This is a genomic window from Edaphosphingomonas haloaromaticamans, from assembly GCF_001853345.1.
Taxonomy (GTDB): domain Bacteria; phylum Pseudomonadota; class Alphaproteobacteria; order Sphingomonadales; family Sphingomonadaceae; genus Sphingomonas_E; species Sphingomonas_E fennica.
Map to the genome: position 1 here is coordinate 3,986,314 of NZ_MIPT01000001.1, position 26,883 is coordinate 4,013,196.

The following is a 26,883-nucleotide window of genomic DNA, read 5'->3' on the forward strand; positions in this document are numbered from 1 at the left end:
CGATGATGAAGATCCGGATCGCACAGTTTGTGCAGACCCTCGGATGGTCAGTGACGCGGCGGTGGAAATGCGCCAGGCACGATTCGGGATCCAGGGGTTCGCCTGCCGTCCGCGGCTGGGCGAGATCGTATCGATGTTGAGATCGAGCGGGAGATGGAGATGGCCTCGCCAGTCGATGAGTTCGTCCGTGTTGGCCAGCTGAACTTCCAGCTTGGCCTTGTCCTGGCGGATATCGCGCGTGCTGCCTGGGAACGCTTCGTCCAGATCAGCGAAAAGATTAGCATCGAATGTTCCACGGAATCGGATGCGGTGATGCAGCGGCTTTTCCAGCCCAATGCCGAAAGTCAGACGGATGTTCGCGGCGGTCAATGGGATGATATCGTCGCCGATGTGGAGGAATGGCGGCTGGAGACGATGGAGCGGAGCAGGACGGCCTGCGAGGACTGGCGGCGGGCCTGGCTCAATGGGGCGACGAGTGAGTCGCTGCTCCCATCCGCTTCGATGGTCTTATGTCCTGGCCCGTTGCCCTTACGGACCAAGCTGATATAGGTCAGACAAGATCAGTTGGCGATGCCTGAGAAGAAACCCGCTCGACTCTTCGCGGCCATGCTGGTCGCAGGGACCAGCGGCGCTGACGTTGTCGCCCAGACGCCCGGGATGGCTTTTCCGAAGGAACCTGCCGGAGCGAACGCTGCCATCCGGACAGTGGAGATCGACCCGAGTGTTTCGGCCGATGGCGTGACCGACGCGGAGAAGATTGAACGCCGTCAGGTGCGCAGCTCAACCGATAGGGTGCGGCGCTGATCGCTGCGGCGAAACAGCGCGCGGATACCATTCAGCGCAATTATGAGGAGGCCGTGACGAGATCACGGATTGAGGAGAAGCTCTATCAGCATGCCCTCGCCCGGCACTGCGCGGAGATGGAGGCAGCGAGCGAGAGAAAAACACGTGCCGCGATAGACGTCCCGGATAATGCCGTCTGCCGCCCGGTTACGCCAGCGTCGACCCGATTTGCGAAGGGCGATTCAGGGCTTGAACGGATAACCAGGCCCGTCGCCGCGCACTTTTACATCCATCGCGAAGGCGGCCTGGTGACTAGGCGCCCGCATGCTCAAGCTGCCCGGCAGAACGATATCTTGTCCGGCAATCGCCTCGCATCGGTAGGGCTGACAAAGCCGCGATGAATATAGGGGCGTGGAGATTTCTGGAGTTGGGATCGATGCGTCCCGCCAAGATAGGCGAGCATGGCAGTCCGCGCCCTGTGAACCCGGCTTTTCAGAACCGCCAGTGATACGCCGCATTGTTCTGCAGCCACCTCATAGGCGAGTTGGTCCTCGACCACGGCAAGCAGCGCCTGCCGATTGGATTCGGAGAGCGCTGCCAGAGCCTGGCCGAACTCCTCGCGCAGAAGGCCAGTCTCCTGATCTGGTGGCGAAACCAGCAAGCTATGCATCGCGAGATCGTTCCAATCGACCTTCCGACGCTCGCGCCGCACATGTGAAAGGAAGAGGTTGCGCAGGATCGTGAAGGTCCATGCCTTGAAGTTGCTTCCGGTTTCGAAGCGCTCGCGCGCTTTCCATGCTCGCGACAATGTCTCCTGCACCAGATCCTCGGCTCCGTCGGCGCCATTGGTGAGCCGTCGCGCATAGCGGTTCAGCGCCAGTAATGACGCCCGTGTCGCACAGTCGAATTCGCCTGGGGTCATGGATTCGCTCTACCTTTGGAGCTGCTTGCGACATCATCGGTTGTGCCGACGACATTGGTTATCGACGGCCGATTGACGACCTCACCGTCCACGACGACGCGGCCACAGGCGCACTGGCGGCACATAAAAGGCGACGAGGCAGGTCAACGCCAGGAACACGAGGGCTATGGCCATGGCCACGACCCAGAAACGGGGATCTTCTTTCGACACGAACCAGCCCGCGATTAGCGCGGGTATGATCAGCAATAACCTCGCAGCCCAAGCCATATTTCCATCCTGACATCATCCACCAAGACACTATATCCGGGCTATTGTTGAAGGTGGGCACCGGCACAGGGCAGGTGATCCGCGATTTCGAACAAGAAGTTAGCCCGGGCATGATGGTGCGGGCATACGTAAGTTTACGAAACCGCGACGGCGGCTCGGCCCTTGGTGGTTGCCGCAGATGACAATGATTCACGCATGACCATCCGTTCCCCCAACGCTTCCAACCGCCCCTCGCCGGAAATCTAAGGACTTTTGCGCATTGCCCGCAGACCTTCGATCTCCTTCTTACGCTCCTGGGCTGCCGCAAAGAACCGGCCGGCGATGTCCGCACATGAACCGACTCGAAACTGGGAGCAGCTGTGAAGACAGAGACCGCGATGGCCGACAACACCGCCGGCAGCGTACCCCGACACATTGACTTTCTCATCGTCGGCGGTGGCGTCGCGAGCGCGATCGCAGCCGAGACGCTGCGCGCCGAGGGTGCGAGCGGCTCTGTTCTTCTGCTGTCGGCGGAAGATTTGCCACCCTATCATCGCCCGCCTTTGTCCAAGCAGTTGCTGCCCGAACGTGAAGACGAGGAACGGATCTTCGTCCATCCGAAAGGTTTCTACGACGAGCGTGATATCGAACTGCGGCTCAACAGCCCGGTGGTCGGCGTGGACACCGTCAGCCAGATCGTGCGGACCGCGGCAGGTGAAAGAATCGCCTATGGCAAGCTTCTGATCGCCACGGGAGCGACGCCGAAGTCTCTCGGTGTTCCGGGAGAGGCGCTCGCGGGCGTTCACACGCTACGGACCAAGGCCGACACCGATGTTATCCGCGAAGCCGCCGGGACGGCAAAGCGCGCGGTCGTCATCGGCGCCAGCTTTCTCGGTATGGAGATTGCCATGTCGCTGGTGGCTCGCGGGCTCGACGTCACCGTCCTCGAGCGCGGAAGCGTGTTCCTTCCCCATCTTGAGGCGTCGGACCTTTCGGCCCATTTCGAACGCCGTGCGCAGAGCCAGGGCGCTACGGTGCTGCTGAACGACACCGCGGTCGCGTTCCACGGGAGCACGACGGTCGCGGAAATCGAAACGAGCGCCGGTCGACGGATAGCGTGTGATCTGGTCGTGGTCAGTATCGGCGTTTCGCCCGCCAGCGGCTTTTTGGAAGGCAGCGGGATCGCGCTGGAAGACGGCTATGTCGCCATCGACGCGCTGCTGCGCGCGAGCGTGCCCAATGTCTTCGCGGCAGGAGACGTCACGAGCTTCTACGATCCGGTCTTCGCGCGCCGGCGCCATATCGAGCATTGGGACAATGCCATAAAGCAGGCGCGCCTCGCCGCGCGAAACATGCTGGGCCGACGCCTGAGATATGACGAAGTCTCCTATTTCTTCTGCGAGGTCGGCGACATCGGCTTCAACGTGCTGGGCGCGACCGAGGAAGCCGACGAATGGATTACCCGGGGCTCGCTGGACGACGGCTCATTCGCGATGTTCTATCTCAAGGGCGATGTGCCGCGCGCGCTGTTCTCGACCGGACGACCCGCCGACGAGACACGTGTTGCCGAAGGGCTCATCCGTTATCGGGTCAACCTTGGCTCGGTGAAGGAGCGCCTGCGGGAGGCCGACTTCGCGCTCGAACAGATCCCGACGCAGACCGCGCTGATCCTGCAGGGCGGCGGCGCGCTGGGCGCGTTCGAATGCGGGGTCGTGAAGGCCTTGGAGGAAGAGCAGCTTTTCCCGGACATAGTCGCAGGTGTTTCGATCGGCGCGTTCAATGGCGCCGTCATTGCCAGCAATCCCCGGCAGGCGACGCAGGCCCTGGAAGCCTTCTGGAACGAACTGGCCGTGCTGACCCCGACGCTCTCGCCCGCTATTTTCCGGCAGACGGTGGCCGCGGCCCAGATCCTGACGTGCGGCGTGCCGAATTTCTTCAGGGCAAGGTGGCTGCCGCCGTTCACCCCGCTGGAATGGCCCGTGGCCTGGACAAGCTATTATGACACGACGCCCATGCGCCAGCTGATCGCGAAACATGTCGACTTCGCCGCGCTCAAGACGAGCCCGGTGCGCCTGCTGATCAGCGCCGTCAACGTGGCGACCGCAGAACTCGAGGTCTTCGACAGCTATGTCGATGACCTCACGCCGGACCATATCGTGGCGAGCGGCAGCTTACCGCCAGGCTTCCCGTGGACGGTGATCGACGGCAAGGCCTATTGGGATGGCGGCATTATCAGCAACTCGCCGCTCGATCTCGTCGTCGACCGCTGCGGCCCGGACGGCAAGCGGGTCTTCATCGTCGACCTTTATTCGGGACAGCGGGCGCTTCCCTCCAACATGATCGAGGTTCTGGCCCGGCGCGATGAGATCGTTTATTCCGAGCGGGTGCGGAGCGATCTGCACTACCGGGAGACGGTCGACAGCTATCGCAGGCTCATTGACCATGTTCTCAGCTATGTCGATCCTGCCAGCGCGGCCCGGGTCAAGCATCTGCCCGATTATATCCAGCTCATGGGGGACGGCGCGCCGACGAGGATCACCCGGTTCGTGCGGACCGGCCAATCGGACGAGCATTCCTCGGGCGACTATGATTTTTCGGATGTGGCGATCGAGGCCAGCCGGTCCGAAGGCTATGCGGTCGCAAAAGGAATACTCGGCCAGGCGCGCGCGCCTTCCGCGGATCCCGCACGGCCATGATGGCTACATGGACCCCACCGCGTTCTTGCCGATCCGCCAGCGCCACAGGAGGAGTGTGATCAGCGCGATCGCAGCGAAACAGGAGCCGGCGGTAAATGTTAGTTTCGGCCCGCATCCGTCCCAGAGGCCACCCGCGACGACGCTCGCGACCAGCATGGCGATCCCCTGAGCAAAGCTGAAGATGCCGAAGCCCGTCCCGCGCAACCGCGCAGGCGCCGTATCGGCCACGAGGCTGGCGAAGAGCCCCTGGGTCAGCCCCATGTGCAGGCCCCAGAACAGCACGCCCAGCATGACGCTGGCGACCGTCGTGCCGAAGGCGAGAATGAGATCGGCGCCAATCAGGCAGGCGATGCCTATAGCGAGAAGACCTGTCCGGCCGATGCGGTCGGACAGCATGCCAGCCGGATAGGCCGAGCCGGCGTAGACGATGTTCATCACCACCATCACGCTCGGGACAAAGGCAAGCGGCAGGCCCGTATGCTGGGCGCGCAGGATGAGAAAGGCCTCGGAAAACCGTGCGAAGGTGAAGATGATCGCGATGCCCGTCGCCATCCAGAAGGCGACCGGCAGGAGTCCGGCATCCGACAGCCGCAGTCTCTCCTTCCCCTCGGTATGGTGCTGCGGCGGCTCGCTCACGCCGAAGATCATGATCCCGAGCGAGACGAGAGCCGGGACTACGGCGATCCAGAATACCAGGCGGATATTGTCGGAGCTGAGCGCCATGAGCGCGATTGCGGCAAGCGGGCCGACGACGGCGCCCACCGTGTCGAGCGACTGGCGCAGGCCAAAGCTCGCGCCGCGCAGGTCAGGCGGTGCAATGTCGGCGATGAGGGCGTCGCGGGGCGCGTCGCGCACGCCCTTGCCGATCCGGTCGATAAAGCGCGCCGCGACCACCCAGCCGATCGTCGCGGCGAGCGGGAAAACGGGCTTGGTCAGGGCGGCGAGACCGTAACCCACCGTCGTCAGCAGCTTGCGCCGGCCGAGCCAGTCCGACAGCCCGCCTGAAAAAAGCTTGGTCACATTGGCGATGGCTTCCGCGATGCCCTCGATCAAGCCGAGGGTCAGCGCGGACGCACCAAGCGTGGTCACAAGAAAGACCGGCAGCAACGCGTGGATCATCTCCGAAGAAATATCCATGAACATGCTGACGAAACCCAGCATCCAGACACCCGACGGCATCGCGCGTGACAGGGCGCGGGCGGGAGGCGATTCAGCCACGATGGGGAGGGACGCCGGCAAAACCGGTTGGGAGTGATCGCGCCGCCTGGGCCACGAGGCGTCCCGCGCTCATTCCGGTGCGCGTTTCAACCATCGCGGCGGACCGGGTGACCATGAAGGATGTGGATATAGTTGGCGCGCTCGAACGCCGCTGGATCCGTGAGGTGCCGCTGGCTCATTCTGCCGCGCACATCGGCCAGCGAGGCGACACCTCGCGCGGCAAGCAGCGTGGTCAGTCCCTCGATCAATGTCTTCATGTGCGGGATGCCATGCCGCAGCAGCGCCGAGGTCGTCATCACGGTATCGGCGCCCGCCAGCAGATATTTCAGCACATCGCCCGGCGCCTCGACGCCGGTGCTTGCGCCAAGCGAGGCCCCTACCCGCCCGTCTAGCACCGCGATCCACAGCAGCGGCAACCGCATCTCCGCCGGCGTGCTGAGCTCGAGGTCCAGTTTCAGTTCAAGCGTAACAAGATCGATGTCGGGCTGGTAGAAGCGGTTGAACAGCACCAGAGCGTCCGCGCCCTCGCCGGCGAGGGCGTGCGCCATCGCCGCCATGCCGCTGAAATAGGGGCTGAGCTTGACCGCGACGGGAATGGCGACGACAGCCTTCACGGCTTTCAGGGTGTCGATATAGCGCTGCTCGACCGCGCGGCCGTCCGCTGTCGGGTCGGCCGCGATAAAGTAGATATTGAGTTCGATCGCATCGGCTCCGGCCTGTTCAAGATCGCGGGCGTATTCGGCCCAGACTTCGCCGGACACGCAGTTCAGGCTGGCGATCACCGGTATTGCGACGGCCTGCTTCGCGCGTCGGACGATATCGAGATAGCGCTCTGGTCCAAAGCCGTACCCGCCATAGAGCGGGAAATAGCTCTGGGCCTCGGCCGAACCGGTCGCTGCAAGTTGGCCCTGCCGCTCGAGCGCGTGGCGCTCGGCGTCGATCTCCTCCTCGAAGATCGAGGGAAGCACCACGGCACCCGCGCCATGGTCCTCCAGCGCCCGCAGCGTCTTGATTTCCCCGTTCTGCGGCGCTGCCGAGGCGATCAGCGGGTTGTTCAGGCGCAATCCCATATAGTGGGTGGTCAGGTCCATGCGCCGCTCCCGGTCAAAGGCGCGAGATGCGAGCCTGCCCGGCACGAACCGTTCCACGACCGGCCCCATGCGGCCACGCCAGAGCGATGTTGCCCCTTGGCGCGCGCGAGACGCGTGCGCGCGAACGAACGGTTGCAGGCGACGGGCCGCGTCATCCCGCCTCGCCCGAATGGTCGCGCCTGGCTGGCGCGACAGCCGGTCGCCTGGCTTCGCGTGTTTCGGGATGGAAGCCATCGCCACCGCGGCTCGCAAGCGCCTCGTATTGGCGATATTTTTCGTCGGCGACCTGCTGTGCCTGGGCGAGCAGCGCCGCGGCTACGGCCGGATCGCTCTGGGCGAGCGCGCGATAGCGCAACTCGTTATAGGCATAGTCCTTGAACGCTATCGTCGGCCGCGGTGAATCGAGCAGGAACGGCCTTTCACCGATCGCGCGCATCGCCGGGTTGAAACGGAACAGTGGCCAGTAGCCGCTGGCGGTCGCCAGATCCTGCTGCTTCATGCCATGGCGCAGATCGAAGCCGTGCGCGATGCAATGGCTGTAGGCGATGATCAGCGACGGGCCCGGATAAGCCTCGGCTTCCCGCATCGCGAGCAATGTGTGCTGGGGGTTCGCGCCCATCGCGACCTGGGCGACATAGACGTCGCCATAGGCGATCGCCTGCAGGGCGAGATCCTTGCGCGCCGCGCGCTTGCCCGCCGACGCGAATTTGGCGACGGCGCCGAGCGGGGTTGCCTTGGAGGCCTGGCCGCCGGTGTTGGAGTAGACTTCGGTGTCGAGCACGAGAATATTGACGTCGCGTCCGCTCGCCAGGACGTGGTCAAGGCCGCCATAGCCGATGTCGTAAGCCCAGCCGTCACCGCCGACGATCCAGATGCTGCGCCTAACGAGATGGTCGACGACCGAAAGAAGATCACGGGCACGCTCGTCATCCAGCGCGGCGAGCTTTTGCTTCAGGGCATCGACACGGGCGCGCTGGGCGCGCAGGTCAGACTCGCGATCCTGTGGCGCGTCGAGGATTGCGCGAGTGACATCCCCGCCCAGCATCGTCGCCAGATCGCTTAACAGCGTCCGTGCCAGATCGAGATGCTTGTCCGCCGCAAGGCGAAAGCCCAATCCGAACTCGGCATTGTCCTCGAAGAGGGAGTTCGACCAGGCGGGGCCGCGGCCGGAGGCATCCTTCGTCCAGGGCGTGACGGGAAGATTGCCGCCGTAGATCGACGAGCAGCCGGTCGCGTTGGCGATCTGCAACCGATCGCCAAACAGCTGCGACAGGAGTTTGAGATAGGGGGTCTCGCCGCAGCCGGCGCAGGCGCCCGGGAATTCGAACAGCGGCTCAAGGAACTGCACGCCGCGCACATTGGCGAAATCGACGCGCGCGCGATCGTTGACCGGCAGCGTTTCGAAGAAGGCGATGCTGGCCTTCCCCGTCTCAAGGATCGGCGCCTTGTCGGCGAGGTTGATCGCCTTCCTGCCCGGTTCGCGCGAACTGTGCGCGGGACAGACCTCGACACAGATGCCGCAACCGGTGCAGTCCTCCAGATAGACCTCCAGCGCGAAGCGCACCTCCGGGTTCCCGCGGGAGTTGACCGGCGCGTGCTTGAACCCTTCCGGCGCGCCGTCGCAGGCATCCTGCGTGAAATATTTCGAACGGATGACGCTATGCGGGCAGGCAAAACCACATTGGCCGCACTGGATGCAGACGTCCGGATCCCAGAGCGCGACGCTCTCCGAGACGTTCCGCTTCTCGAACGCCGCGGTTCCCGAAGGATAGGTCCCATCGACCGGCAGCTGGCTCACCCGGAGATCGTCGCCGCGACCACGCATCATGCTGGCAGTCACTTCCTGGACGAACGCCGGCGCGCGCGACGGTACCGTTGGCGGTCGTTCGAACAGGCTCGTCACGGTGGACGGCACCGCCACCTCGAACAGATTGGCCAGCGCATGGTCGACTGCCGCGAAATTCGCGCGCACCACGCCCGCGCCCTTGATCCCGTAGCTCGCCTCGATCGCGTGCTTGATCCGCCCGATCGCCTCGCCGCGCGGCAGCACGCCCGAAATGGCGAAGAAGCAGGTCTGCAGCACGGTGTTGATCCGCTCGTCCAGGCCCGCCTCGCGCGCGACCCGGGAGGCGTCGATCACGAAGAAGCGCAGCTTCTTGTCCACGATCTGGTGTTGGAGCGAGCGCGGCAGATGATGCCAGACGGCCTCCTGCCCATGCGGCGTGTTGAGCAGGAATGTCCCGCCATCGACCGCCAGCCGCAGCACATCGAGGCGGTCGAGAAGGCCGGACTGGTGACAGGCTATGAAGTTGGCCGATTCGATCAGATAGCTCGATCCGATCGGATGCTTTCCGAACCGCAGGTGCGAGATCGTCTGCGCGCCCGACTTGTGCGAGTCATAGACGAAATAGCCCTGAGCATAGCTGTTGGCATCCTCGGCGAGGATCTTGACGCTGTCCTTGTTGGCGCCGACCGTGCCATCGGCGCCGAGCCCGAAGAACAGGGCCCGCACGACATCCTCGCGCTCGAGCGAGAAATCCTGATCGACCGGAAGACTGGTCTGCGCGACGTCGTCCTCGATGCCGACGGTGAAGCCGTGCTTGGGGTTGGCGCTTTTCAGTTCGTCGAACACCGCCTTCGCTTGCGCCGGGCTGAAGTTCTTCGATCCCAGACCATAGCGTCCGCCGATCACCCGCGGCATGGCCGCGCGCGTACCGCTTGCCACCGCCTGAGCCAGCGTCGCGACGACGTCCTGGTAGAGCGGCTCGCCCGATGCGCCCAGTTCCTTGGTCTGCTCGATCACCGCAATCGCACAGCAGGTCTCGGGCAGGGCCCGCAGGAACTGCTCGGTCGCGAACGGGCGGTATAGCCGCACCTGCAACACACCGACGGACTCTCCCCGAGCTTCAAGGGACGCCGCCGTCTCGCATGCGGTCGCCACACCCGAGCCCATCAGCACGATCACGCGATCCGCGTCGCTCGGCCCGATATATTCGAACAGATGGTAGGCCCGGCCGGTCAGCGCGGCGAAGCGGTCCATCGTCGCCTGCACGATCGCGGGCAGGCGGGCGTAATAGGGGTTCACCGTCTCGCGCGCCTGGAAGAAGGTGTCCGGATTATGCGCCGTGCCGCGCACGACGGGATGCTCGGGTGTCAGCGCCCGGGCCCGGTGCGCGCGAACCAGATCCTGGTCGATCATAGCCCGGATCAGAACATCGGAGAGCAGGCTGATCTTGTTGAGCTCGTGCGAGGTTCGAAAGCCGTCGAAGAAATGCAGGAACGGAATGCGGGCCTCGAGCGTCGCCGCCTGCGCGATCAGCGCTGCGTCATGGGCTTCCTGCACCGAGGCGGACGACAGCAGCGCAAAGCCGGTCGTGCGGACTGCCATGACATCGGAATGATCGCCGAAGATCGAAAGGGCCTGGGTCGCGATCGCCCGTGCGGCGACATGGAACACGGTCGAGGTCAGCTCGCCGGCGATCTTGAACATGTTGGGCAGCATCAGCAGCAGCCCCTGCGATGCCGTGAAGGTCGTCGTGAGCGCACCGGACTGCAGCGCTCCATGGACGGCACCGGCGGCGCCGCCCTCGCTCTGCATTTCCTGCACGATGGGGACGTTGCCCCAGATGTTGGTCAGGCCCCCGGCGGACCATTCATCGGCCAGTTCGGCCATCGTCGAGGAAGGCGTGATCGGGTAGATCGCGCACACCTCGTTGATCCGGTAGGCGACATGGGCAACCGCGGTGTTGCCATCCATGATCTCGGAGCGGGGCATGTCGGGCTGCATCATGCCGTCCTTCAGCTCGCTGCCGTTTCGGGGATCATCTCGATCGCATGGCAGGGGCAGGCCTCGTAACAGACGCCGCATCCGGTGCAGCGATCGTAGAGAAACTGGTAGCGCAGCCCGGGACCAAGTTTCTCGATCGCCTGCTCGGGGCAGGCCGCATAGCATTGGTCGCATTCGAAACAGTTGCCACAGGACAGGCAACGCTGCGCTTCGTAGCGGGCGTCCGCTTCGCCCAGCCCGGCCACCACCTCCTCAAATCCGGCGGACCGCGTCGCGGCCGGCAATACGGCCTGCGCGCGCTGCTCGGCGTCGCTGTAGATCGGCAGATGCAGCATCTCGAAGCCGATGACGGGGCGCGGCTGTGCGGGCCGTGCGTCCTCGCCGCGCAGCCAGCCGTCGATGGCGCGCGCCGCCTTCTTGCCGTGCCCGACGGCGGCGGTGACGGTGCGCTCGCTCGGCACCATGTCGCCGCCCGCGAAAATGCCGGGATGGCCGGTCATCATGTTCGGGGCGACGACGACGGTGCCGTCCGCCGCGACCTTGATATCGGGGATCTTCGCGAGGAAGCCGCTTTCGGCCTGCTGTCCCAGCGCCAGCACGAGCGTATCGGCCGCAAGGGTCTCGATTTCGCCCGTGCCGCGTGGACGGCCGTCAGCATCCAATTCCATGACTTCCACCGTCAAGCTTGGGCCGGCAATGTCCCTGATGCTGGTCAGCCACCGGATTCTTACGCCCTCCTCGAGTGCCTCCTCGACCTCGAAGGCGTGGGCCGCCATATGCGCCTGGTCGCGATGATAGATGATCAGGGCTTCGTCGGCGCCCAGGCGCGTGGCGGTCCGGGCGGCATCCATCGCCGTGTTGCCGCCGCCATAGATGGCCACTCGCCGCCCCAGTTTCGGGTGTTCGCCGGCCCCGACCCCGCGCAGCAGGCTGACCGCGTCGAGGACATGCGCGGCGTCGCGCGCGGGAATGTCGATATGCCTGGAGGCATGCGCTCCAATCGCGACGAACGCGGCATCGAAGCCGCCGGCATCCTTCTCCGCGAGGAGATCCTCGACCTTGTGATTAAGGACGATGCTGACGCCCATCGCCTCGATCCGCTGCACCTCGCGCATCAGCTCCTCGCGCGGTAGCCGGTAGGCCGGGATGCCGAAATGCATCATCCCGCCCGGCAACGGGCCAGCATCCCGGATTTCCACCGTGTGACCCAGCCGCGCCAGATGATAGGCGGCGGAAAGACCGCTCGGTCCCGCCCCGACGATCAGCACGCGCTTGCCCGAGGGAGTTGCCTCGACAGGCAGACGCCAGCCTTCGCGGGCCGCCTCGTCGCCGAGGAAGCGCTCGACCGCGTGAATCGAGACAGCGCTGTCGATTTCCTCGCGATTACAGCTGGCTTCGCACGGGTGATAGCAGACCCGCCCGTGAATGGCCGGCAAGGGATTGTCGTGCACCAGCGTCAGCCAGGCCTCACGGTAGCGACCCACCCGGGCATGGGCGAGCCAGGCCTGGATGTCCTCGCCCGCGGGGCACGCATGATTACAGGGCGGCAGGAGATCGAAATAGAGCGGACGGCGCACGCGCACTGGACCAGTGCCCGGCTGGGCAACCAGATCGATGCGGGGTGTGAAATCCGGCGTTCTGCTCATCATCGCGATCCTGCCGGGCATATCGGCCGAGCCATCAGCTTCGCGCGGTGGCTCCTTTGCCCGAGAAGACGCTCATTGGACGATGACACGATACCGGCCGCCGGACAGCTGGGCAGACACATGGTGCACATCGCATCATGTGAGCGTGAATCTGCTGCCTGACGACCGGCGGGAGCCACGCCGTCAGGCGGCAGGCTGGGGCTTGGCCGACGCCGCGTTCCTGGCCGCGCCGGCGAGCAGCTTCGCGGGATTCCAGGCATCAGCGATGGAGCGCTGCCAGGCTTCCCACGCGCTGGCGAGCGTCCGCGTCGTCCGCTCCCGGCTCTCATTCACGGAGGCAAGAACGCCTTCGCCGAGATTGCCCGGAGCGATCAGCGAAAAAGGCAAAAATCCGGCCTTGCCATTGGTCTCAGCCGGCTTGCCGACATGCGTGAACGCCTTCCCCGCAAGATCCATCCAATCTTCTCCGGCCTGGCGGGCTGTCTCGGCCAGGCTTGTCGCGAGGCGGACATTGGCCTCGGAAGTCGCGGTCAGTTGATCGAGTGGATAGGTCATCGGGTCTTCTCCTGCGGTGCGAATTCAAGGGGAAGCATGCGTTGTGGCGAAACGCAGGATCGACATGCATTGGGAATGCTACGTAGACCGGCTTGGGAAGTTTGCCGACAGGGGCACAGGCTGCGGGAGGCGCGGCGGTAACACTATCGGCTGCCTGCGTGAACGCCGAACGCGCGAGAGCAAATCTCCGCACAAAGCAACGCCCGTTGGGATTTTGCACCGATGTGGTTGTCAAAGTGCGCGGAAATGGAGTCCGAAATGCGAACTCTCGGCATATGTGAGCGCCCATTGGGTCGGGCCATGCTATGATCTGTCAGACGACTCGGACAGGTCCGGGCAGCGTTCCGAAGGAACAGCGGCCATGAAGGAATTTGTTAACCAGACCAATATCGAGCGGTTCGAGAATCTGCTCGCGAGCGAAACTGACGCCTGCAAAGCGACGACTCTTCGCGGACTGCTGGCAGTCGAAAAGGCGAAGGCTGTCGCGGCCCGGCGGAGCGAGCCGGGAGACATTCGAGTGATACCGGCGGTCCCCGTAGTCTGAATCCTATCGAAAGCTTCACCTCCCGCGAGGTGCGGCGTGTGGGGCGACTGGGGGCGCGGCCGCTGGACCGGCGATGGTTGGAGCATGTCCGCGAATGTCCTGCGCGAGCCTCCGGGGCTGATGCGATCCTCCATCTAGGCGCGGCACACGTCAGAGCCTCAACGTGGCCACGAGAACGGGATGGCCGTTTCACCCTCCCTGTCTCCATTCCCGCCGAAACGACGCTCGAAGATGATGCCGCGCCCGACACCATCAATCGCGACGACGGTGCTGCACCGCGTCCCGTAGACCGGATCGCGGATGAAGATCGGCGAAAGAGGTGGCTCCTGCACCACGTCAGATGGGCCGACCGGCCGACCGGGCGGCTCCGGAAGGGTCTCTTCCGCTAGTCCGTCGAGAAGACTCTCGGGGTGCTGGGCGCCAGCGCCAATCCAGTCGCGAAGGGCTGCCTTGAGGCGAATGGTCTTGGGCCAGGGCTCGTCCAGCGCGCCGTTGGACAGACCATAGACCTGCGGCGGCAGGATGTGCCGCGTGGGACCGGGCCTGTTGGACCAGAACTCGGCCTGGCCGGGCTGGACCACGATGAGGTTGAACGGATTGAAATCCACGAGGTCCGCGTCGGCTGGTTCGGCATATCGCCCCTCCCCCGCCAACAGATCCTTCAATAGAAGGCCGCGGGACAGTCGGCCTGGCTCCGACGGCCCGAAGCCTCGCAGGTTCGTGACCACGGCAAACCGTCCCTGCTCCGAGGCGCCGAGCCATGTGCCGCCCGATAGCAGATCCCTGCCCGCAAGCACATGATCGGGCTCGTCCCATCGTCGTAACGGTTCTGCAGGGCGCGCGTGAAACTCGTCACGGTTGCCGGCAACGACGAGGCGCCAATTCGGGTGCGCGCACCACGCCAATGCTAAGACGCACATATCCGCTCGCCGACGGCTGCCGGATCAATCGAAACGCTGTCCAACGAGATGGCGTTCCGTTTCCGACACGCAAGAGCGGGCGGTCTCGGGACTTTAAGTTGCCGCTCGCCGTTTCGGCCGACAACCTGATCAGGCCCGGCAACACCTATCATCTTCTGTTTCCTCCCGTTTGTCGCCATAGCCGTTTCGCAGGGCTGCCACGCGTGTGCCGCCCACAATGCGCGCGCCGATGTGCGGCGAATAGATCTGCTCGCCGGGCAACGCGTCATTGCTTGCCCAAACGAAGCGTATCGTGCTCAGGGACCGTCAGAACGGCCGCTCAGCACCATCGCTGATAGCTTCAGCCGCCGCGAGTGTCTTCGCGCACGTGCAGCGGACGCCCACTAAGGGATCATTGTCGCGGCCGTCAGGCTGTCGTCAGTAAGCGACCCTATGCGATTGGGCAAAGGAGATGTCGATGCTCGTGGCAAACCCCGCTGGTGGCAATACATTTAAGGTCTGGGACGCGCCGCTCAGGCTGTTTCACTGGCTGCTCGTCGCTGCGATAACAGCGGCCTTCCTATCTTCGGAAGGTGACAGTCCGATCGCCGCCTGGCACATGGCGGCCGGCTGGGTCGCGGCCGTGCTCCTTGCGTTTCGTCTGATCTGGGGATTTGTCGGAGGCGAGCATGCGCGGTTCGTGAATTTCATCCGGCCTTCGGGTATCGTGGCGCATATCCGTGGCCTCGTGACCGGCCATCCGGAGCGCACGGTCGGGCATAATCCGCTTGGCGCGCTTGCTGTGCTTGCCCTGTTCGCGGCGGTCGGCGCAGTCCTGTGGACCGGCATCCAGGTCGATACTGGCAAGGCGGATGAGGACATCCACGAAGCGCTCGCCTACGGCATGCTGGCGCTGGTCGGCATCCATGTCGCCGCCGTTCTCATGATGTCGCTGGTCACTCGCGACAACCTCGCCAGAGCGATGGTCACGGGTCGCAAGCGCACCGCACTCTACCCGGGCGCGCGGGATGCGCGGGTCCCGGGTTTCATGGCGGTCGTGCTGGGCGGCGTGGTCGTCATCGCGGCGGTGTTCGGCATCACGCGGTTCGATCCCGCCGCCTTCAGCCCGCAGGCGCATGGCGAGGCGGGAGAAGGCCAGGGCGGCGAGTACACAGCCGCCGGGCACGGCGAAAATCCTGACGGGGATTGAGCGTAGCTCCCGGCGCGGTTTGACCCGGACTGCCGCAACCTCCATGTCGCTCGTGCCAATATACGCAAAGAACAGGGGCAGAAGCCCTGGAACGGGCTATATTGGAGAGGTCCATTTTTATGCGTGTCCTTGTAGTCGAAGACAATGACCGGCTGGCGAAGCTGGTCGCAGACGGCCTCCAGCGCCGGGGCTTTTCGTGCGACGTCGCCAGCTGTCTGGCGAGCGCGGACAGCGCGATGGACGGCGCGGCCTATGACGCCATCGTCCTCGACCTGGGCCTGCCCGACGGTGACGGGATCGACTGGCTGGCCGCGCGGCGGCGATATCGGCAGGTCCCGCCCGCGATCGTCCAGACCGCGCGCGGCGCGCTGGAGGACCGCGTAACGGGACTTGACGCCGGCGCCGACGATTATGTCGTCAAGCCCGTGGAGATCGACGAACTGGCCGCACGCCTTCGCGCATTGCTTCGCCGCCCTGGCCCGCGCACCCAGACCGTGCTGCAAGTCGGGCCGCTACTGTTCGACACCGCTGGGCGGACGGCGCGCCATGACGGCAGGGAGATTGACCTGTCCCGCCGCGAGGCCGACCTGCTGGAACTGCTGATGCGGCGCGCGGGCGCGGTCGTTCGCCGGGAGGCCATCGAGGACGCGCTCTATAATTTCAACGAACCCGTCACGCCCAATGCGGTGGAAGCGGCGATATCGCGGCTGCGGCGCAAGCTCGAAGATGCCGGCGCGGGTGGAAACCTCCATACCATCCGGGGCGTGGGCTATATGTTGCGGGACAATGGCGCATGACCTATCGGCGGTCCGTTTCCCGACGGCTGGTGCGTGGCCTAGGCTTGGTCGGGCTGGTCGGCACGGTCCTGCTGCTCGCGGCCGTCGCCTTCTTCTATCGGCTGTCGTTCGCAGACCTTGCCGCAGGCGAAGCGACGTCCCGCGCGCTCAACGAGATGCTGGATCATGTCGCCCTGCCGGTGGTTATCCTGATGGCGCCGGTCGCGTTCGTCGGTCTCCGGGTCATCAGACAGGCCTTCACCCCGCTGGCAGAGGCGGCGGCGGAGATCGAGGCGGCACGCGGGCATGAGCGCGGCTTCCGGATCGATACCTCGCGAATGCCCTCCGAGGCGTTGCCGTTCACCGATGCGGTCAACGATCTGCTCACCCGGCTCGACGATGCGGCAGTGCGTCAGGAGGCCTTCGCCGCCGACGTCGCGCACGAACTGCGCACGCCGCTCGCCGTGCTGTCGCTTGAACTCGACCGGCTCGATCACGCCGAGGCAGGCCGTCTCAAGGGCGATGTCGCGGCCATGCGCCGGCTGATCGACCAACTCATGCTGCTCGCCCAGATCGACGCCGCCACGGCGGCCCAACTGGCGCCGGAAGCCGTTTCGCTGACGGATGTGGCGACCGACGTCGTCAGTTTCATGGCCCCGGGGATCATCGCGACGGGCAAGACCATCGCCCTCGAAACTGGAGAGCAATCGCATACCGTGCGTGGACGGCGCGAGGCGATCGCGGCGGCCCTGCGCAATCTCATCGAGAATGCTGTGCGCGTGACGCCCGCCGGCGGGGCTGTCCATGTCAGCGTCGGTCCCGGAGCGGCGATCGGTGTTCGAGACGATGGGCCGGGCCTTTCGCCCGATCGCCTGCGCGATCTTGTGCGGCGCCACAGCCGCGCCGACCATGCGAGCAAGGACGGCGCGGGGCTGGGCCTCGCGATCGTCGACCGGATCATGGCGGCGCACGGCGGGATGCTCGCGACCGATTCGGACAGGCGCGAGTTGTCGCTGCGCTTTCCCGGCGCCTGACGTTCCGCTCCCGTCAGGGAGTCGTCAGCTTCGTCCGCTAGGCGAAAGCCATGTTGAACCGCAGCTTCATCCTTGCCGGCGTCGCCGTAATCGCGCTGACGCTTGCCGGACTGTGGTGGTTGACCACCCGTGCCGGCACGGCGCCGCCCGCCGCTCAGTCCAGCCCCCCTGTGGACTCTGCGAGCGCGGCGCCGGGCCATCTACGCGTCGAGGCCAGGCCGGCGGCGCAACTCGGTATCCGCCTTGCACCCGCCGTTGCGGCGAGCGAAGCGCCGTTCGCGATCGTGCCCGCCCTGATCCAGCCGCCCGCCAATGCGCGCGTGGCTGTGGCCGCGACCTTCCCGGGCGTGGTAATGCGCACCCTGGTCGTCGAAGGCGACACGGTGCGGCGCGGACAGCCACTTGCGGTGATTTCGAGCCGCGAGGTGCTGATGATGGGCGCGGACCTGACGCGCGCGAACGCACGGCTGGGGGTCGCTCGATCGAATGCCGCTCGTCTCTCGCAACTCAGTCGTGAGGGCATCATTGCCGGCGCCCGTGCCGACGAGGCCAGTGCGATCGCCGTGGAAACGAGCGCCGATGTTTCGGAGAAGGCGCGTATCCTGCACATGGTCAACGGCCATGGTGCAAGCGGCAGCTACACGCTGACGGCGCCGATCGCCGGCCGCATCACCACGGCCAGGATCCAGACCGGAAATTCCGTGGACGGGACGAGTGCGCCTTATGTGATCGACGCAGCGAACCGCTACGAAGTGCTTGGCCAGCTGCCCGAGCGGCTGGTTGGGCTGGTCCATCCGGGCATGTTGGTGCGGATCGATCCGGACATACAGGGCCGCGTCACGGCGGTGGGGTCGACCATCGATCCTGCAACACGCTCGGCCAGCGTGAAGGCCGAGATCGCCGCCGGTCCAGGCATCGTGGCGGGGCGCGCGACCAATCTGCTGATTTCCGGCCCGACTCCCGCGGGCGCGGTCAGCGTGCCTGCTGCCGCCGTCGCAACGATGAACGGCAGGACTGTCGTCTTCGTCGCCACCAAGGGCGGCTTTGCGGTGCGCGACGTGAAGAGCGGCGGGGCGAATGGAAGCCAGGCCATCCTGCTGTCTGGCGTGAAGACCGGCGAGCAAGTCGTCATCGCCGGCACGAGCGCGCTCAAAGCGCTCGCCTTGTCGCGGTAACCGGCCAATGCTGCGCTCACTGGTCGCCGCGGCTCTATCCTATCGCGTGCTCGTGCTGGCTCTCGCCTTGACGGTTGCGGGCCTCGGTGCATGGGCCTTCGTGAACCTGCCGGTCGATGCCTATCCCAATATCGCTCAGACGCAGGTCAAGATGATCCTGAAGGCGCCAGGGATGACGCCCGAGGAGGTGGAGAGCCGCGTCATCACGCCGATCGAGATGGAGATGCTGGGCATCCCCAACCAGGCGATCCTGCGCTCCACCGCCAAATATGCGATCGCCGACATCACCATCGACTTCACCGACGGCGCCGACATCTACTGGGCCCGCCAGCAGGTTGCCGAGCGCCTGTCGGGCGTGATGGCCGATCTTCCGGCGTCGGTGAGTGGCGGCCTCGCCCCGATCTCGACGCCGCTGTCCGACGTCTACATGTTCACGATCGAAGGGCCGCTCTCACTCCAGCAGAAACGCGAACTGCTCGACTGGACGATCCGGCCCGCGCTCAGGACGGTGCCCGGCGTGGCTGACGTGAACGCTTTGGGCGGTTTCGTGCGGACGTTCGAGGTCAGGCCCGATCCGGTGGCGTTGGCCGGCACGGGACTGTCGACCGCAGACATCAGCACTGCGATCGAAAGCGGCAACCGCAACGACGGCGCCGGCCGCCTGACAAGCGGAGAGGAATCGCTGATCGTCCGCGCGGTCGGCGCAATCCGCACGGCGGAGGATCTCCAATCGCTGGTGATCGCCAGCCGCGACGGCCGCATCGTCCGGCTGGGCGATGTCGCGACGATCGGGATCGGCAGCCTCACCCGTTACGGCGCCGTCAGCAAGAACGGCGAGGCCGAGGCGGTCGAGGGGCTGGTAATCGCCTTGCGTGGCGCCGATGCGCGGCAAGTGGTCGACGGCGTGCGCGCCAGGCTCGCCGAGGTCGAAAAAACGCTGCCCGCCGGCACGCATGTCGACGTCTTCTACGACCGTTCCGATCTGATCGAACGCGCCGTCGGCACGGTCGAGGAAGCCCTGCTTGAGGCGACGATCCTCGTGGTCGTGCTGCTCATCCTGTTCCTGGGCGACTGGCGGGCGGCGGCGATCGTCGCCGCGACCCTGCCGATGGCGGCCCTCATCACCTTCCTGTTCATGCGCGGCATGGGGTTGTCGGCGAACCTGATGAGCCTGGGCGGCCTCGCCATCGCCATCGGCATGCTGGTCGACGGCGCGGTGGTCGTGGTCGAGAATATCGTCGAGCGGCTCGGTCGGGCTCACGATGACGACCATCCGCGCCTCAATCATGTCTTCCAGGCGACCAACGAGGTGGTCGTTCCTGTGTCGGCGGGCATCGTCATCATCGCGCTCGTCTTCCTGCCCTTGCTCGCGCTCCAGGGATTGGAGGGCAAGCTGTTCGCACCCGTCGCGCTGACCATCGTCTTCGCGCTGGCGGGCTCGCTGCTGCTGGCGCTGACATTGGTTCCGGTGCTGTCCTCCTTCGGCCTGAAGAGCGGCCACCACGGCGATCCCTGGATCATGCGCCGGATCTCGCCGCGTTACCGCACGCTGCTGGACGCGGCATTCGCCCGCAAGCGACTGGTCTATGGTCTGGCGGCGGCGGGGCTGGTGATCGCCGGTATCGCTTATGGCGCGGTCGGCAAGACCTTCATGCCGACCATGGACGAGGGCTCGGTGATCGTGCAGCTCACCAAGCTCCCGTCGATCAGCCTCGACCAATCGGTCAAGGGCGACATGGCGGCGCAGCGCGCGTTGCTGACGGTGCCCGAGGTCGGCGACGTGATCGCCCGCGTCGGCGCCGACGAGATCGGCCTCGATCCGATGGGGCCGAACGAGACCGACAGCTTCGTGCGCTTGAAACCACAGTCGGAATGGCGCGGCGACAAGGACTTCGTGGTCGGCGAGATGCGCAAGGCTATGGAAGGCCTGCCCGGCATCCAGCCCAGCTTCACCCAGCCGATCGAGATGCGCGTGTCCGAGATGCTGACCGGCGCGCGCGGCGATCTCGCGGTCAAGATCTTCGGGCCGGATCTCGCGACGCTCGCTGACCTCGCCGGTCAGGTCCAGCGCACCCTTTCCGGCATAAGCGGGGCGTCGGAAGTGCTGACCGTCGCCAATGACAGTGTCGATTATCTGCAGCTCGACATCGATCGCGCGGCGGCCGGGCGCTTCGGCATGCCGGTGGACCGGATACAGGATGCGCTGCGCGCCCAGGTCGAGGGCATCCACGCGGGCATTGTCGCGGAAGGCCAGAAGCGCATTCCGATCATCATCCGCGGCGACGAAAGCCTGCGCTCGGACCCAACGCGCTTCGCCGACCTGCAATTGCGCACGCCCGGGGGCATTCTCGCCCGCGTCAGCGACATGGCGCGGGTCGAGCGGACCCAGGGGCCGGTGAAGCTCGACCATGAGAACGGCTCACGCTTCGCGCTGGTGCAGGCGTTCGTCTCGGGCCGCGACCTGGTGGGTTATGTCGACGAAGCCAGGGCGGCGGTGGCGGTAAAGGTCAAGCTTCCGGCCGGATACCGCATCGTCTGGGGCGGGCAGTTCGAGAACCAGCAGCGCGCCTCGACCCGGCTGATGCTGGTCATTCCCGTGGCGCTGCTGCTGATCTTCTTCGTGCTGCTGGCGACGCTCCGGTCGCTGCGCGCCTCGATCCTCATCCTGCTCAACATCCCGTTCGCGATGGTGGGCGGCATCGTCTCGCTCTGGGCGTCGCGGGAATATCTCTCGGTGCCGGCCTCGGTCGGGTTCATCGCGCTGCTGGGGATAGCGGTACTCAACGGTCTCGTGCTGGTCGCCTATTTCCGCCAGCTTCGCACCGAAGGGCGCAGCATGACAGAATCCGTCCGGCTTGGCGCGGAGCGCAGGTTGCGCCCGGTGCTGATGACGGCGAGCATCACCGCCTTCGGCCTTGTCCCGCTGCTGTTCGCCAGCGGCCCAGGCTCGGAAATCCAGCGCCCGCTCGCGATCGTCGTCATCGGCGGCCTCATCACCTCGACGCTGCTGACGCTGGTCCTCCTGCCCATCCTGTTCGAGCGCTTCGGCGAAGGCGCCGGGGGAACCGAAAATGCCTGACCTGCTCCTGACCTTCCATTGCGCGTCCCGCGATGTCGAAACCGTCGTGGCGGCGATCCGCGCCGCGTCACAGGCGCCGATCCACATCCAAAATGTCGCGGTGCGCGGCCGCGATTTCAGCGACGCACGCACCGCCGAGCGCGTGACGGGCAATCTTGACCGAAGTGCGATCGAGCTGATCGTAGCGGACGACGCGATGACCGAACTGGTTCGAGCCGTGGCCGAATCCAGGCGCGACCTGCCGGTTCGCTGGCGCGCCGTTGCGGTCGTGGCGCGGGGCAGGCTCGCATGAGGCCGTCCATTCTCGTCCTCGCCATGCTCTCGCTGCTGGCGCCCGGCATGCTCCATGCCCAGCGCACAGACCTCCCGCCGGTCGAGAAGGTCAACGAAGCGCTCGATAACCATCCGACCGTCATGGCCGCTGCCGCCCGGGTCGAAGCCGCCCGCGCGCGCGGGGATATGTTGCGCAAGGGCACCCATGAAGCGACGATCGCGGGCAGTTATATTCGCCGCAGCGTCGACCGCGAAGGCGGCTATGACGAGTTCGACGCGACCCTATCCCGCCCGTTCCGCCTTCCCGGCAAGTTGGCGCTCGACCGCGAATCCGGCGCGCTGGGCGTCGAAGTTGCGGAGAACCAGATGGAGGATGCCCGCCATCAGGCGGCGTTGGTCCTGTCCGGACTCTGGTATGACTGGCTGACCGCCGGCAGCCATTATCGCAACGACCTCGACACGGTGCGCTCGCTGGAAGCGGCCCTGACCGCCTTGCGTCGCCGCGTCCAGCTACGAGATGCCTCGGCGCTCGATCTTGACCAGGCTTCCGCTGCGCTGGCGCAGGCTCAAGCCCAGGCCGCTGCATCGCTCTCTGCACGCGAGCAGGCGCGCGTGATCCTGGTCGCGACTTTTCCAGAGACACCGCTTCCTCCCGAGCCGACCGAACTCGCCTTGCCCGAACTGCCGCCACAGAAACTCGAAATCATGCGGACGCTGGTGATCGAGCGCAGTCACGAGATCCGCGCCGCCGATCGCGAGGCGCAGCGGTTAGCCGTCGTTGCGCGACGGGTTCGAGCGGATCGGATCGCCGATCCCTCTTTCGGTGTCCGCCTGTTCAGCGAGCGTAGCGGTATGGAGCGGGGCGCGGGGGTGGTGGCGTCTATCCCGCTGGGCGGCGGCTACCGCCGGGCGGCCGCCGATCAGGCTTCAGCCGAGGCGAACGCCGCCCGTCTTGAACTCGCCAATATCCAGCGATCGGTCGCGGCCATCGCCGACGCCGACCTGTCGAATGCGCGCACCCGGCTGGAAGCGTGGCGAAGCGCGCGGGCATCGGCGCAGAGCGCATCCGACGCCGCCGGGCGGACGGAGCGTGGCTATCAACTGGGCCAGATCGATCTGGTCGACCTGCTCTATGCCCGCCGCCAGGCGAACGACGCCCGCCGATCCGAGATCGATGCGCGATCGGAAGCTTCGCGGGCGCTGCTGAAATTGCGGATCGATTCCCATAGCATCTGGGTGCCCGATGGCGACCATGATTGAGAACGGCTTTGTGCACGGGCGCGAAGCCAGGCCCTCTGGTTCAGCTTCTTGACGGCACTTGAGAGATGAAATGTGCAGGGAAGCTAATTCCGGGCCTCACCGACGGCGACGTACCGCGAACGCCTTGGGTCGCTTGACTAGATCTTGGCCGCGTAGATCATTCGGCCTGGGCCGAGCCGGCCGAGAACTTGGGTTATATCGGCCTGCGCAACAGCAAAGCACCCCAGGCTTCGCCCGAGCTTGCCGGTGGCGCGAACGATGTCATCCGATACGTACGACGCCGCATGGACGACGATGGCGCGCGCCTCGGCGTTGCTGTTCTCAGGGTCAAGGCCGATCAGGCGCTGCGAGCGACCATGCTTGCCTGAATAGCCGCTGCCGACCAGATAAGCGCCCGCTGAAGACGCCGCCGAGCCCGGTGAATTCGAGAAGCGCTCGACCCAGCCGCTATGATCCGGATCGGATCCGCGCCCGTGCGCGACCAGCAGACTTTGGCTTCGCCCGCTCATCACATCGACGATGTGGAACCGGGGAATGCGCGACGCCTGGCTGAAATCCACGATACCGATCACGTCGCGATGCTTTATCGTCGCGCGGTGGCGGTCCAGCGCACTCAATGCGCCTTGAAGCAAGGCCGGGCGCGGAAGAGTTGGTCCTGGCGGGGCGGCAAGCCCGTTCGTCTGTTGTAACATGCCCAAAGCGACGGCACCGCCACCCAGAAGCAGGTGGCGCCTGGAAATGAATGTCACGCTTGTCTTGAACCACTATCTGTTTGCTGATCAAGACCATGATAAGCATGATATGCGCCACTTCACAGATAAGTACTAAACCTTACGAGAATCGGGAAGATTCCCGCGCGGGCTGGTTCGAAACGATCGCCGAGACCGATGCGGACGCCGCCTGAGCACCGAGCGCATCATGGCCAGGCCGGGCAGCAGCGGCAGCCACAATGTCAGGATCCTCAGCAGCATGGTGGCGGCAAAGGCATTCTCGATCGGCACACCCAGGAGACCGAGCGTTGCGGTCGACGTCGCCTCGAAGCTGCCGAGACCCAGCGGGATCGGGCCCAGCGTCACGACGATCGACGCCATGATCAGCGCAATGAACGCAGTTCCGAAACCGGCGGGTCCTCCCAGCGCGTCAAGACAGGCCCAGAGCGTCGCGGCGTCGGCAAGGAAGACCAATGCGTTGAAGCCCGTGACGCGAAGCAAAAGCGGGCGATCACCGATCAGATGGGCCGGGGCCTGACCGACGATCTCCAACAGGTTACGGACCACGCCCACCCGTTCGAGCCGGGGCGACAAGGGCTGGCTGCCGCGATGTCTGAGCCAGAGCGCGAGCGACGGAATGGCGAGCGCCACCAGCAGAAATGTGGTGACCATACCGGCCATCAGCGGCGTCGCCTTGTCGTGGAGCCATAACAGGACCAGCATGGCGACCGCGAAGAAGGCGAAGGCGGCGTAATATCCTGTCATCGAGACAAGCAGCGCCGCCACGGCCGTCCCGCGCGGCACGCGCAACCGCACGAGTTGGTCGACGAGGAGGACATTGCCCCCCATTCCCGCGCTTGGCACCGCCTGGTCCGCGAACAATTTGGTGAGCGCGATGCGCATCAACCAGGAAAGCGGCCGCGAGGCGCCGGCGCTGCGCAGCACCGCCGCCCAGCCAGCCGCCACGCTGGCATAGGTCGAAAGCTGGAACAGGACGGCAAGAGCCAACCAGAAGAGATTGGCGCGAGCGACCAGCCGGCCGAAATTCTCGATCTCGCCGAAATGCAGCACCGCTCCGACCAGCGCCGCCACAAGGATGATGCCGAGAAACCAGGACCGCCATGCGCCCGACGGCTTTGTGGCGGTCGCCTCGTCAGCTTTCGAGGACATAGCTGCCCGGCGCGTTCCCGAGCGTTCCAGCGTTCACGCCGGAACCGCCGAGCGGCGGCGGTACGCCTGGAGGGCTTGAATGCAGATCGAGCCAGGCGGCCCATGCCGGCCACCACGAACCAGCTTCTGACGATGTCCGGGCCAGCCAGGTTTCAGGATCGATGCCGTCCGCGTCTGCCGGCCGTGCGAGCAACCGATAGGATCGATCCGGATGGCCGGGTTCGGATACAATTCCGTCGTCATGGCCGCCGGTGGTGAGCAGGAATGTCACCTCCGCGTCGATAAGCCGATGGATCTTGTAGACGGAGCGCCAGGGCGCGACATAGTCGCTTTCGGCGCCGACCGCGAAAACCGGCACATGGATATTTTCGAGGGGGATCGGTCGACCGTCGACCTGGTACCGTCCCGCGGCCAAATCGTTACCAAGAGCCAGGGAGTGAAGATACTGGCTATGCGCTGCAAATGGCAGGCGCGTGGCGTCGCTGTGCCAGGCTTGCAGGTCGCTCATTGGGCCGCGTGCGCCCATGAGATAGTCGCGGACAAAATAGGGCCAGACAAGTTCGTTCGAGCGCAGCGCCTGGAAAGCGCCGCTCATTTGCGCGCTGTCGAGATAACCCCGTGCGCGAGCCATCGTCTCGAGAAAATCGAGATGCGCCGCGTCGATGAACAGGCCGACCTCGCCCGGTTCGCTGAAATCGGCTTGCGCGGCGAACAGCGTCATCGACGCAAGACGATCATCGCCATCGCGCGCCATCGCCGCCGCCGCGATCGCGAGCAAGGTTCCCCCGAGACAGTAACCCGTACCGTGAACTCTGTTCCCGCCGGTGATCGCGGTGATCGCGTCAAGCGACGCCATGATACCCAGCCGACGATAATCCTCCAGGTCGAGCGCGCGACCGCCTTCGCCGACATTGCGCCACGAAATCATGAACACCGTATGCCCCTGCCCCACGAGCCAGCGCACCAGCGAATTCTCAAGCGACAGGTCGAGAACATAATATTTGAGGATCCATGCCGGAACGATCAGCAACGGTTCCGGACGGACGGCCTGCGTTATCGGCGCATATTGGATGAGCTCGATCAGATCGTTCCGATAAACTACCTTGCCCGGCGTGATCGCCACGTCGGCGCCAGGACGATAGCATTCGGCGCCGGCCGGCCGCTCTCCCGCAAGCGAGCGGAGCCAGTCCTCGATCAGGGTTGCCACACCATCGACCAGGCATTTGCCCTGGGTTTCGATGATGCGGTGCTGGAGGACCGGATTGGTGGCGACAAAGTTCGAGGGCGCCAGCATGTCGAGTATCCGGTGGATCGAAAAGCGCATGATTGCCCGATGCTGCGCTGTAACCCCGAGGATATTGCACGCTGCATCATCCCACCACCGCTCGCTCTGCAAGAAGGACTGACGTATCAGATTGAAAGGCCATGCCTCCCAGGAAGGATCGTCGAAGCGGTGATCCCGCGTTGGAGGGCCGGCTTGGGGCTCGGGTGCGCCTGCGGACGCGGCAGTCCGCCACTCACCACCGGCGAGCGACATAAATTCGCGGACGGTCTCGGCAACAATATGCATTTGGCTGCCTGGAAATAAGGCGAGATGCGTCGCCCAGTCTGCGAAGGCCTCACCGAGCGACGACGGCGCCAGCCCGCCTGTAAGGGTTGCAACGGCCGCTCTCGTGGGGCGAAGGAACAGTTCGGCCCAGCCGTCATATGGACCACCAGCACATTTTGTTGCCGTTCCGTCGGGCGTCGATAGCGAAACCACTGCCTGCTCCTCGTTGCCTGTCACTTGGCTCATAGGGACTTCGGCAG

General features: G+C 65.3%; 21 protein-coding genes. 11 read left to right on the top strand and 10 right to left on the bottom strand.

Going from position 1 to position 26,883, the window contains the following annotated elements; translation table 11 throughout:
- The first annotated feature begins 153 nt into the window (after positions 1-153).
- Positions 154-549 carry a hypothetical protein gene (locus tag BHE75_RS18520; RefSeq protein WP_070934759.1) on the top strand — a complete coding sequence of 132 codons (396 nt, stop codon included), beginning with the start codon at positions 154-156 and terminating at the stop codon, positions 547-549.
- Between the two features lie 21 nt (positions 550-570).
- A complete protein-coding gene (locus BHE75_RS18525; protein WP_070934760.1) occupies positions 571-804 on the top strand; it encodes a hypothetical protein in 234 nt (77 codons plus the stop codon).
- Between the two features lie 307 nt (positions 805-1,111).
- On the opposite strand, the gene BHE75_RS23545 is transcribed toward BHE75_RS18525, so the two are convergent.
- Positions 1,112-1,705 carry a sigma-70 family RNA polymerase sigma factor gene (locus BHE75_RS23545; RefSeq protein ID WP_084653325.1) on the bottom strand — a complete coding sequence of 198 codons (594 nt, stop codon included), beginning with the start codon at positions 1,703-1,705 and terminating at the stop codon, positions 1,112-1,114.
- A 644-nt stretch (positions 1,706-2,349) separates the two neighbouring features.
- Here BHE75_RS23545 and BHE75_RS18535 point away from each other — a divergent pair.
- On the top strand, positions 2,350-4,647 hold the full coding sequence (locus BHE75_RS18535; RefSeq protein WP_070936101.1) for an FAD-dependent oxidoreductase: 2,298 nt from the start codon (positions 2,350-2,352) through the stop codon (positions 4,645-4,647).
- Between the two features lie 3 nt (positions 4,648-4,650).
- Here BHE75_RS18535 and BHE75_RS18540 read toward each other — a convergent pair whose 3' ends face one another.
- The 5 genes from BHE75_RS18540 to BHE75_RS18560 form a co-directional block, all read right to left on the bottom strand.
- On the bottom strand, positions 4,651-5,808 hold the full coding sequence (locus BHE75_RS18540) for an MFS transporter (RefSeq protein ID WP_084653329.1): 1,158 nt from the start codon (positions 5,806-5,808) through the stop codon (positions 4,651-4,653).
- 143 nt (positions 5,809-5,951) lie between these two features.
- Positions 5,952-6,956 carry a dihydroorotate dehydrogenase-like protein gene (locus BHE75_RS18545; protein ID WP_070936103.1) on the bottom strand — a complete coding sequence of 335 codons (1,005 nt, stop codon included), beginning with the start codon at positions 6,954-6,956 and terminating at the stop codon, positions 5,952-5,954.
- A gap of 151 nt (positions 6,957-7,107) precedes the next feature.
- Entirely contained in the window at positions 7,108-10,824 is a 3,717-nt protein-coding gene (gene nifJ, locus BHE75_RS18550) for a pyruvate:ferredoxin (flavodoxin) oxidoreductase (protein ID WP_254684562.1), read from the bottom strand.
- Entirely contained in the window at positions 10,755-12,389 is a 1,635-nt protein-coding gene (locus BHE75_RS18555; protein ID WP_070936108.1) for an NAD(P)-binding protein, read from the bottom strand. Before BHE75_RS18555 ends, nifJ begins: the two co-directional genes overlap by 70 nt.
- Before the next feature lie 183 nt (positions 12,390-12,572).
- Positions 12,573-12,944 carry a hypothetical protein gene (locus BHE75_RS18560; RefSeq protein ID WP_070934763.1) on the bottom strand — a complete coding sequence of 124 codons (372 nt, stop codon included), beginning with the start codon at positions 12,942-12,944 and terminating at the stop codon, positions 12,573-12,575.
- A 361-nt stretch (positions 12,945-13,305) separates the two neighbouring features.
- Here BHE75_RS18560 and BHE75_RS18565 point away from each other — a divergent pair, with 361 nt between their 5' ends.
- The gene (locus tag BHE75_RS18565; RefSeq protein WP_048576639.1) at positions 13,306-13,488 is read left to right on the top strand and encodes a hypothetical protein; all 183 of its coding nucleotides are present in this window, start codon (positions 13,306-13,308) and stop codon (positions 13,486-13,488) included.
- A 158-nt stretch (positions 13,489-13,646) separates the two neighbouring features.
- On the opposite strand, the gene BHE75_RS18570 is transcribed toward BHE75_RS18565, so the two are convergent.
- Positions 13,647-14,408 (bottom strand): NRDE family protein, encoded by a 762-nt coding sequence (locus tag BHE75_RS18570; RefSeq protein WP_070934764.1) that lies wholly within the window; start codon positions 14,406-14,408, stop codon positions 13,647-13,649.
- A 457-nt stretch (positions 14,409-14,865) separates the two neighbouring features.
- Here BHE75_RS18570 and BHE75_RS18575 point away from each other — a divergent pair, with 457 nt between their 5' ends.
- The 7 genes from BHE75_RS18575 to BHE75_RS18605 all read left to right on the top strand — a co-directional run bounded on the left by BHE75_RS18575 (position 14,866) and on the right by BHE75_RS18605 (position 23,194).
- On the top strand, positions 14,866-15,597 hold the full coding sequence (locus tag BHE75_RS18575) for a cytochrome b/b6 domain-containing protein (RefSeq protein ID WP_070936110.1): 732 nt from the start codon (positions 14,866-14,868) through the stop codon (positions 15,595-15,597).
- A gap of 119 nt (positions 15,598-15,716) precedes the next feature.
- Positions 15,717-16,394, top strand: a complete 678-nt coding sequence (locus tag BHE75_RS18580; RefSeq protein ID WP_070934765.1) for a response regulator transcription factor — start codon at positions 15,717-15,719, stop codon at positions 16,392-16,394.
- Positions 16,391-17,407 carry a sensor histidine kinase gene (locus tag BHE75_RS18585; protein WP_070934766.1) on the top strand — a complete coding sequence of 339 codons (1,017 nt, stop codon included), beginning with the start codon at positions 16,391-16,393 and terminating at the stop codon, positions 17,405-17,407. Before BHE75_RS18580 ends, BHE75_RS18585 begins: the two co-directional genes overlap by 4 nt.
- 50 nt (positions 17,408-17,457) lie before the next feature.
- Positions 17,458-18,582 (top strand): efflux RND transporter periplasmic adaptor subunit, encoded by a 1,125-nt coding sequence (locus BHE75_RS18590; protein WP_070934767.1) that lies wholly within the window; start codon positions 17,458-17,460, stop codon positions 18,580-18,582.
- A gap of 7 nt (positions 18,583-18,589) precedes the next feature.
- On the top strand, positions 18,590-21,661 hold the full coding sequence (locus BHE75_RS18595; RefSeq protein ID WP_070934768.1) for an efflux RND transporter permease subunit: 3,072 nt from the start codon (positions 18,590-18,592) through the stop codon (positions 21,659-21,661).
- The gene (locus BHE75_RS18600; RefSeq protein WP_070934769.1) at positions 21,654-21,953 is read left to right on the top strand and encodes a DUF3240 family protein; all 300 of its coding nucleotides are present in this window, start codon (positions 21,654-21,656) and stop codon (positions 21,951-21,953) included. Before BHE75_RS18595 ends, BHE75_RS18600 begins: the two co-directional genes overlap by 8 nt.
- The gene (locus BHE75_RS18605) at positions 21,950-23,194 is read left to right on the top strand and encodes a TolC family protein (RefSeq protein WP_070934770.1); all 1,245 of its coding nucleotides are present in this window, start codon (positions 21,950-21,952) and stop codon (positions 23,192-23,194) included. The genes BHE75_RS18600 and BHE75_RS18605 overlap by 4 nt, the downstream gene beginning before the upstream one ends.
- A 137-nt stretch (positions 23,195-23,331) precedes the next feature.
- Here BHE75_RS18605 and BHE75_RS18610 read toward each other — a convergent pair whose 3' ends face one another.
- The 3 genes from BHE75_RS18610 to BHE75_RS18620 form a co-directional block, all read right to left on the bottom strand.
- Positions 23,332-23,886, bottom strand: coding sequence for a murein L,D-transpeptidase catalytic domain family protein (locus BHE75_RS18610; RefSeq protein ID WP_084653333.1), 555 nt, complete (start codon positions 23,884-23,886; stop codon positions 23,332-23,334).
- A gap of 132 nt (positions 23,887-24,018) precedes the next feature.
- A complete protein-coding gene (locus BHE75_RS18615; RefSeq protein ID WP_084653335.1) occupies positions 24,019-25,074 on the bottom strand; it encodes a lysylphosphatidylglycerol synthase transmembrane domain-containing protein in 1,056 nt (351 codons plus the stop codon).
- A complete protein-coding gene (locus tag BHE75_RS18620) occupies positions 25,058-26,869 on the bottom strand; it encodes a PHA/PHB synthase family protein (RefSeq protein ID WP_084653337.1) in 1,812 nt (603 codons plus the stop codon). Before BHE75_RS18620 ends, BHE75_RS18615 begins: the two co-directional genes overlap by 17 nt.
- Positions 26,870-26,883: the final 14 nt, after the last annotated feature.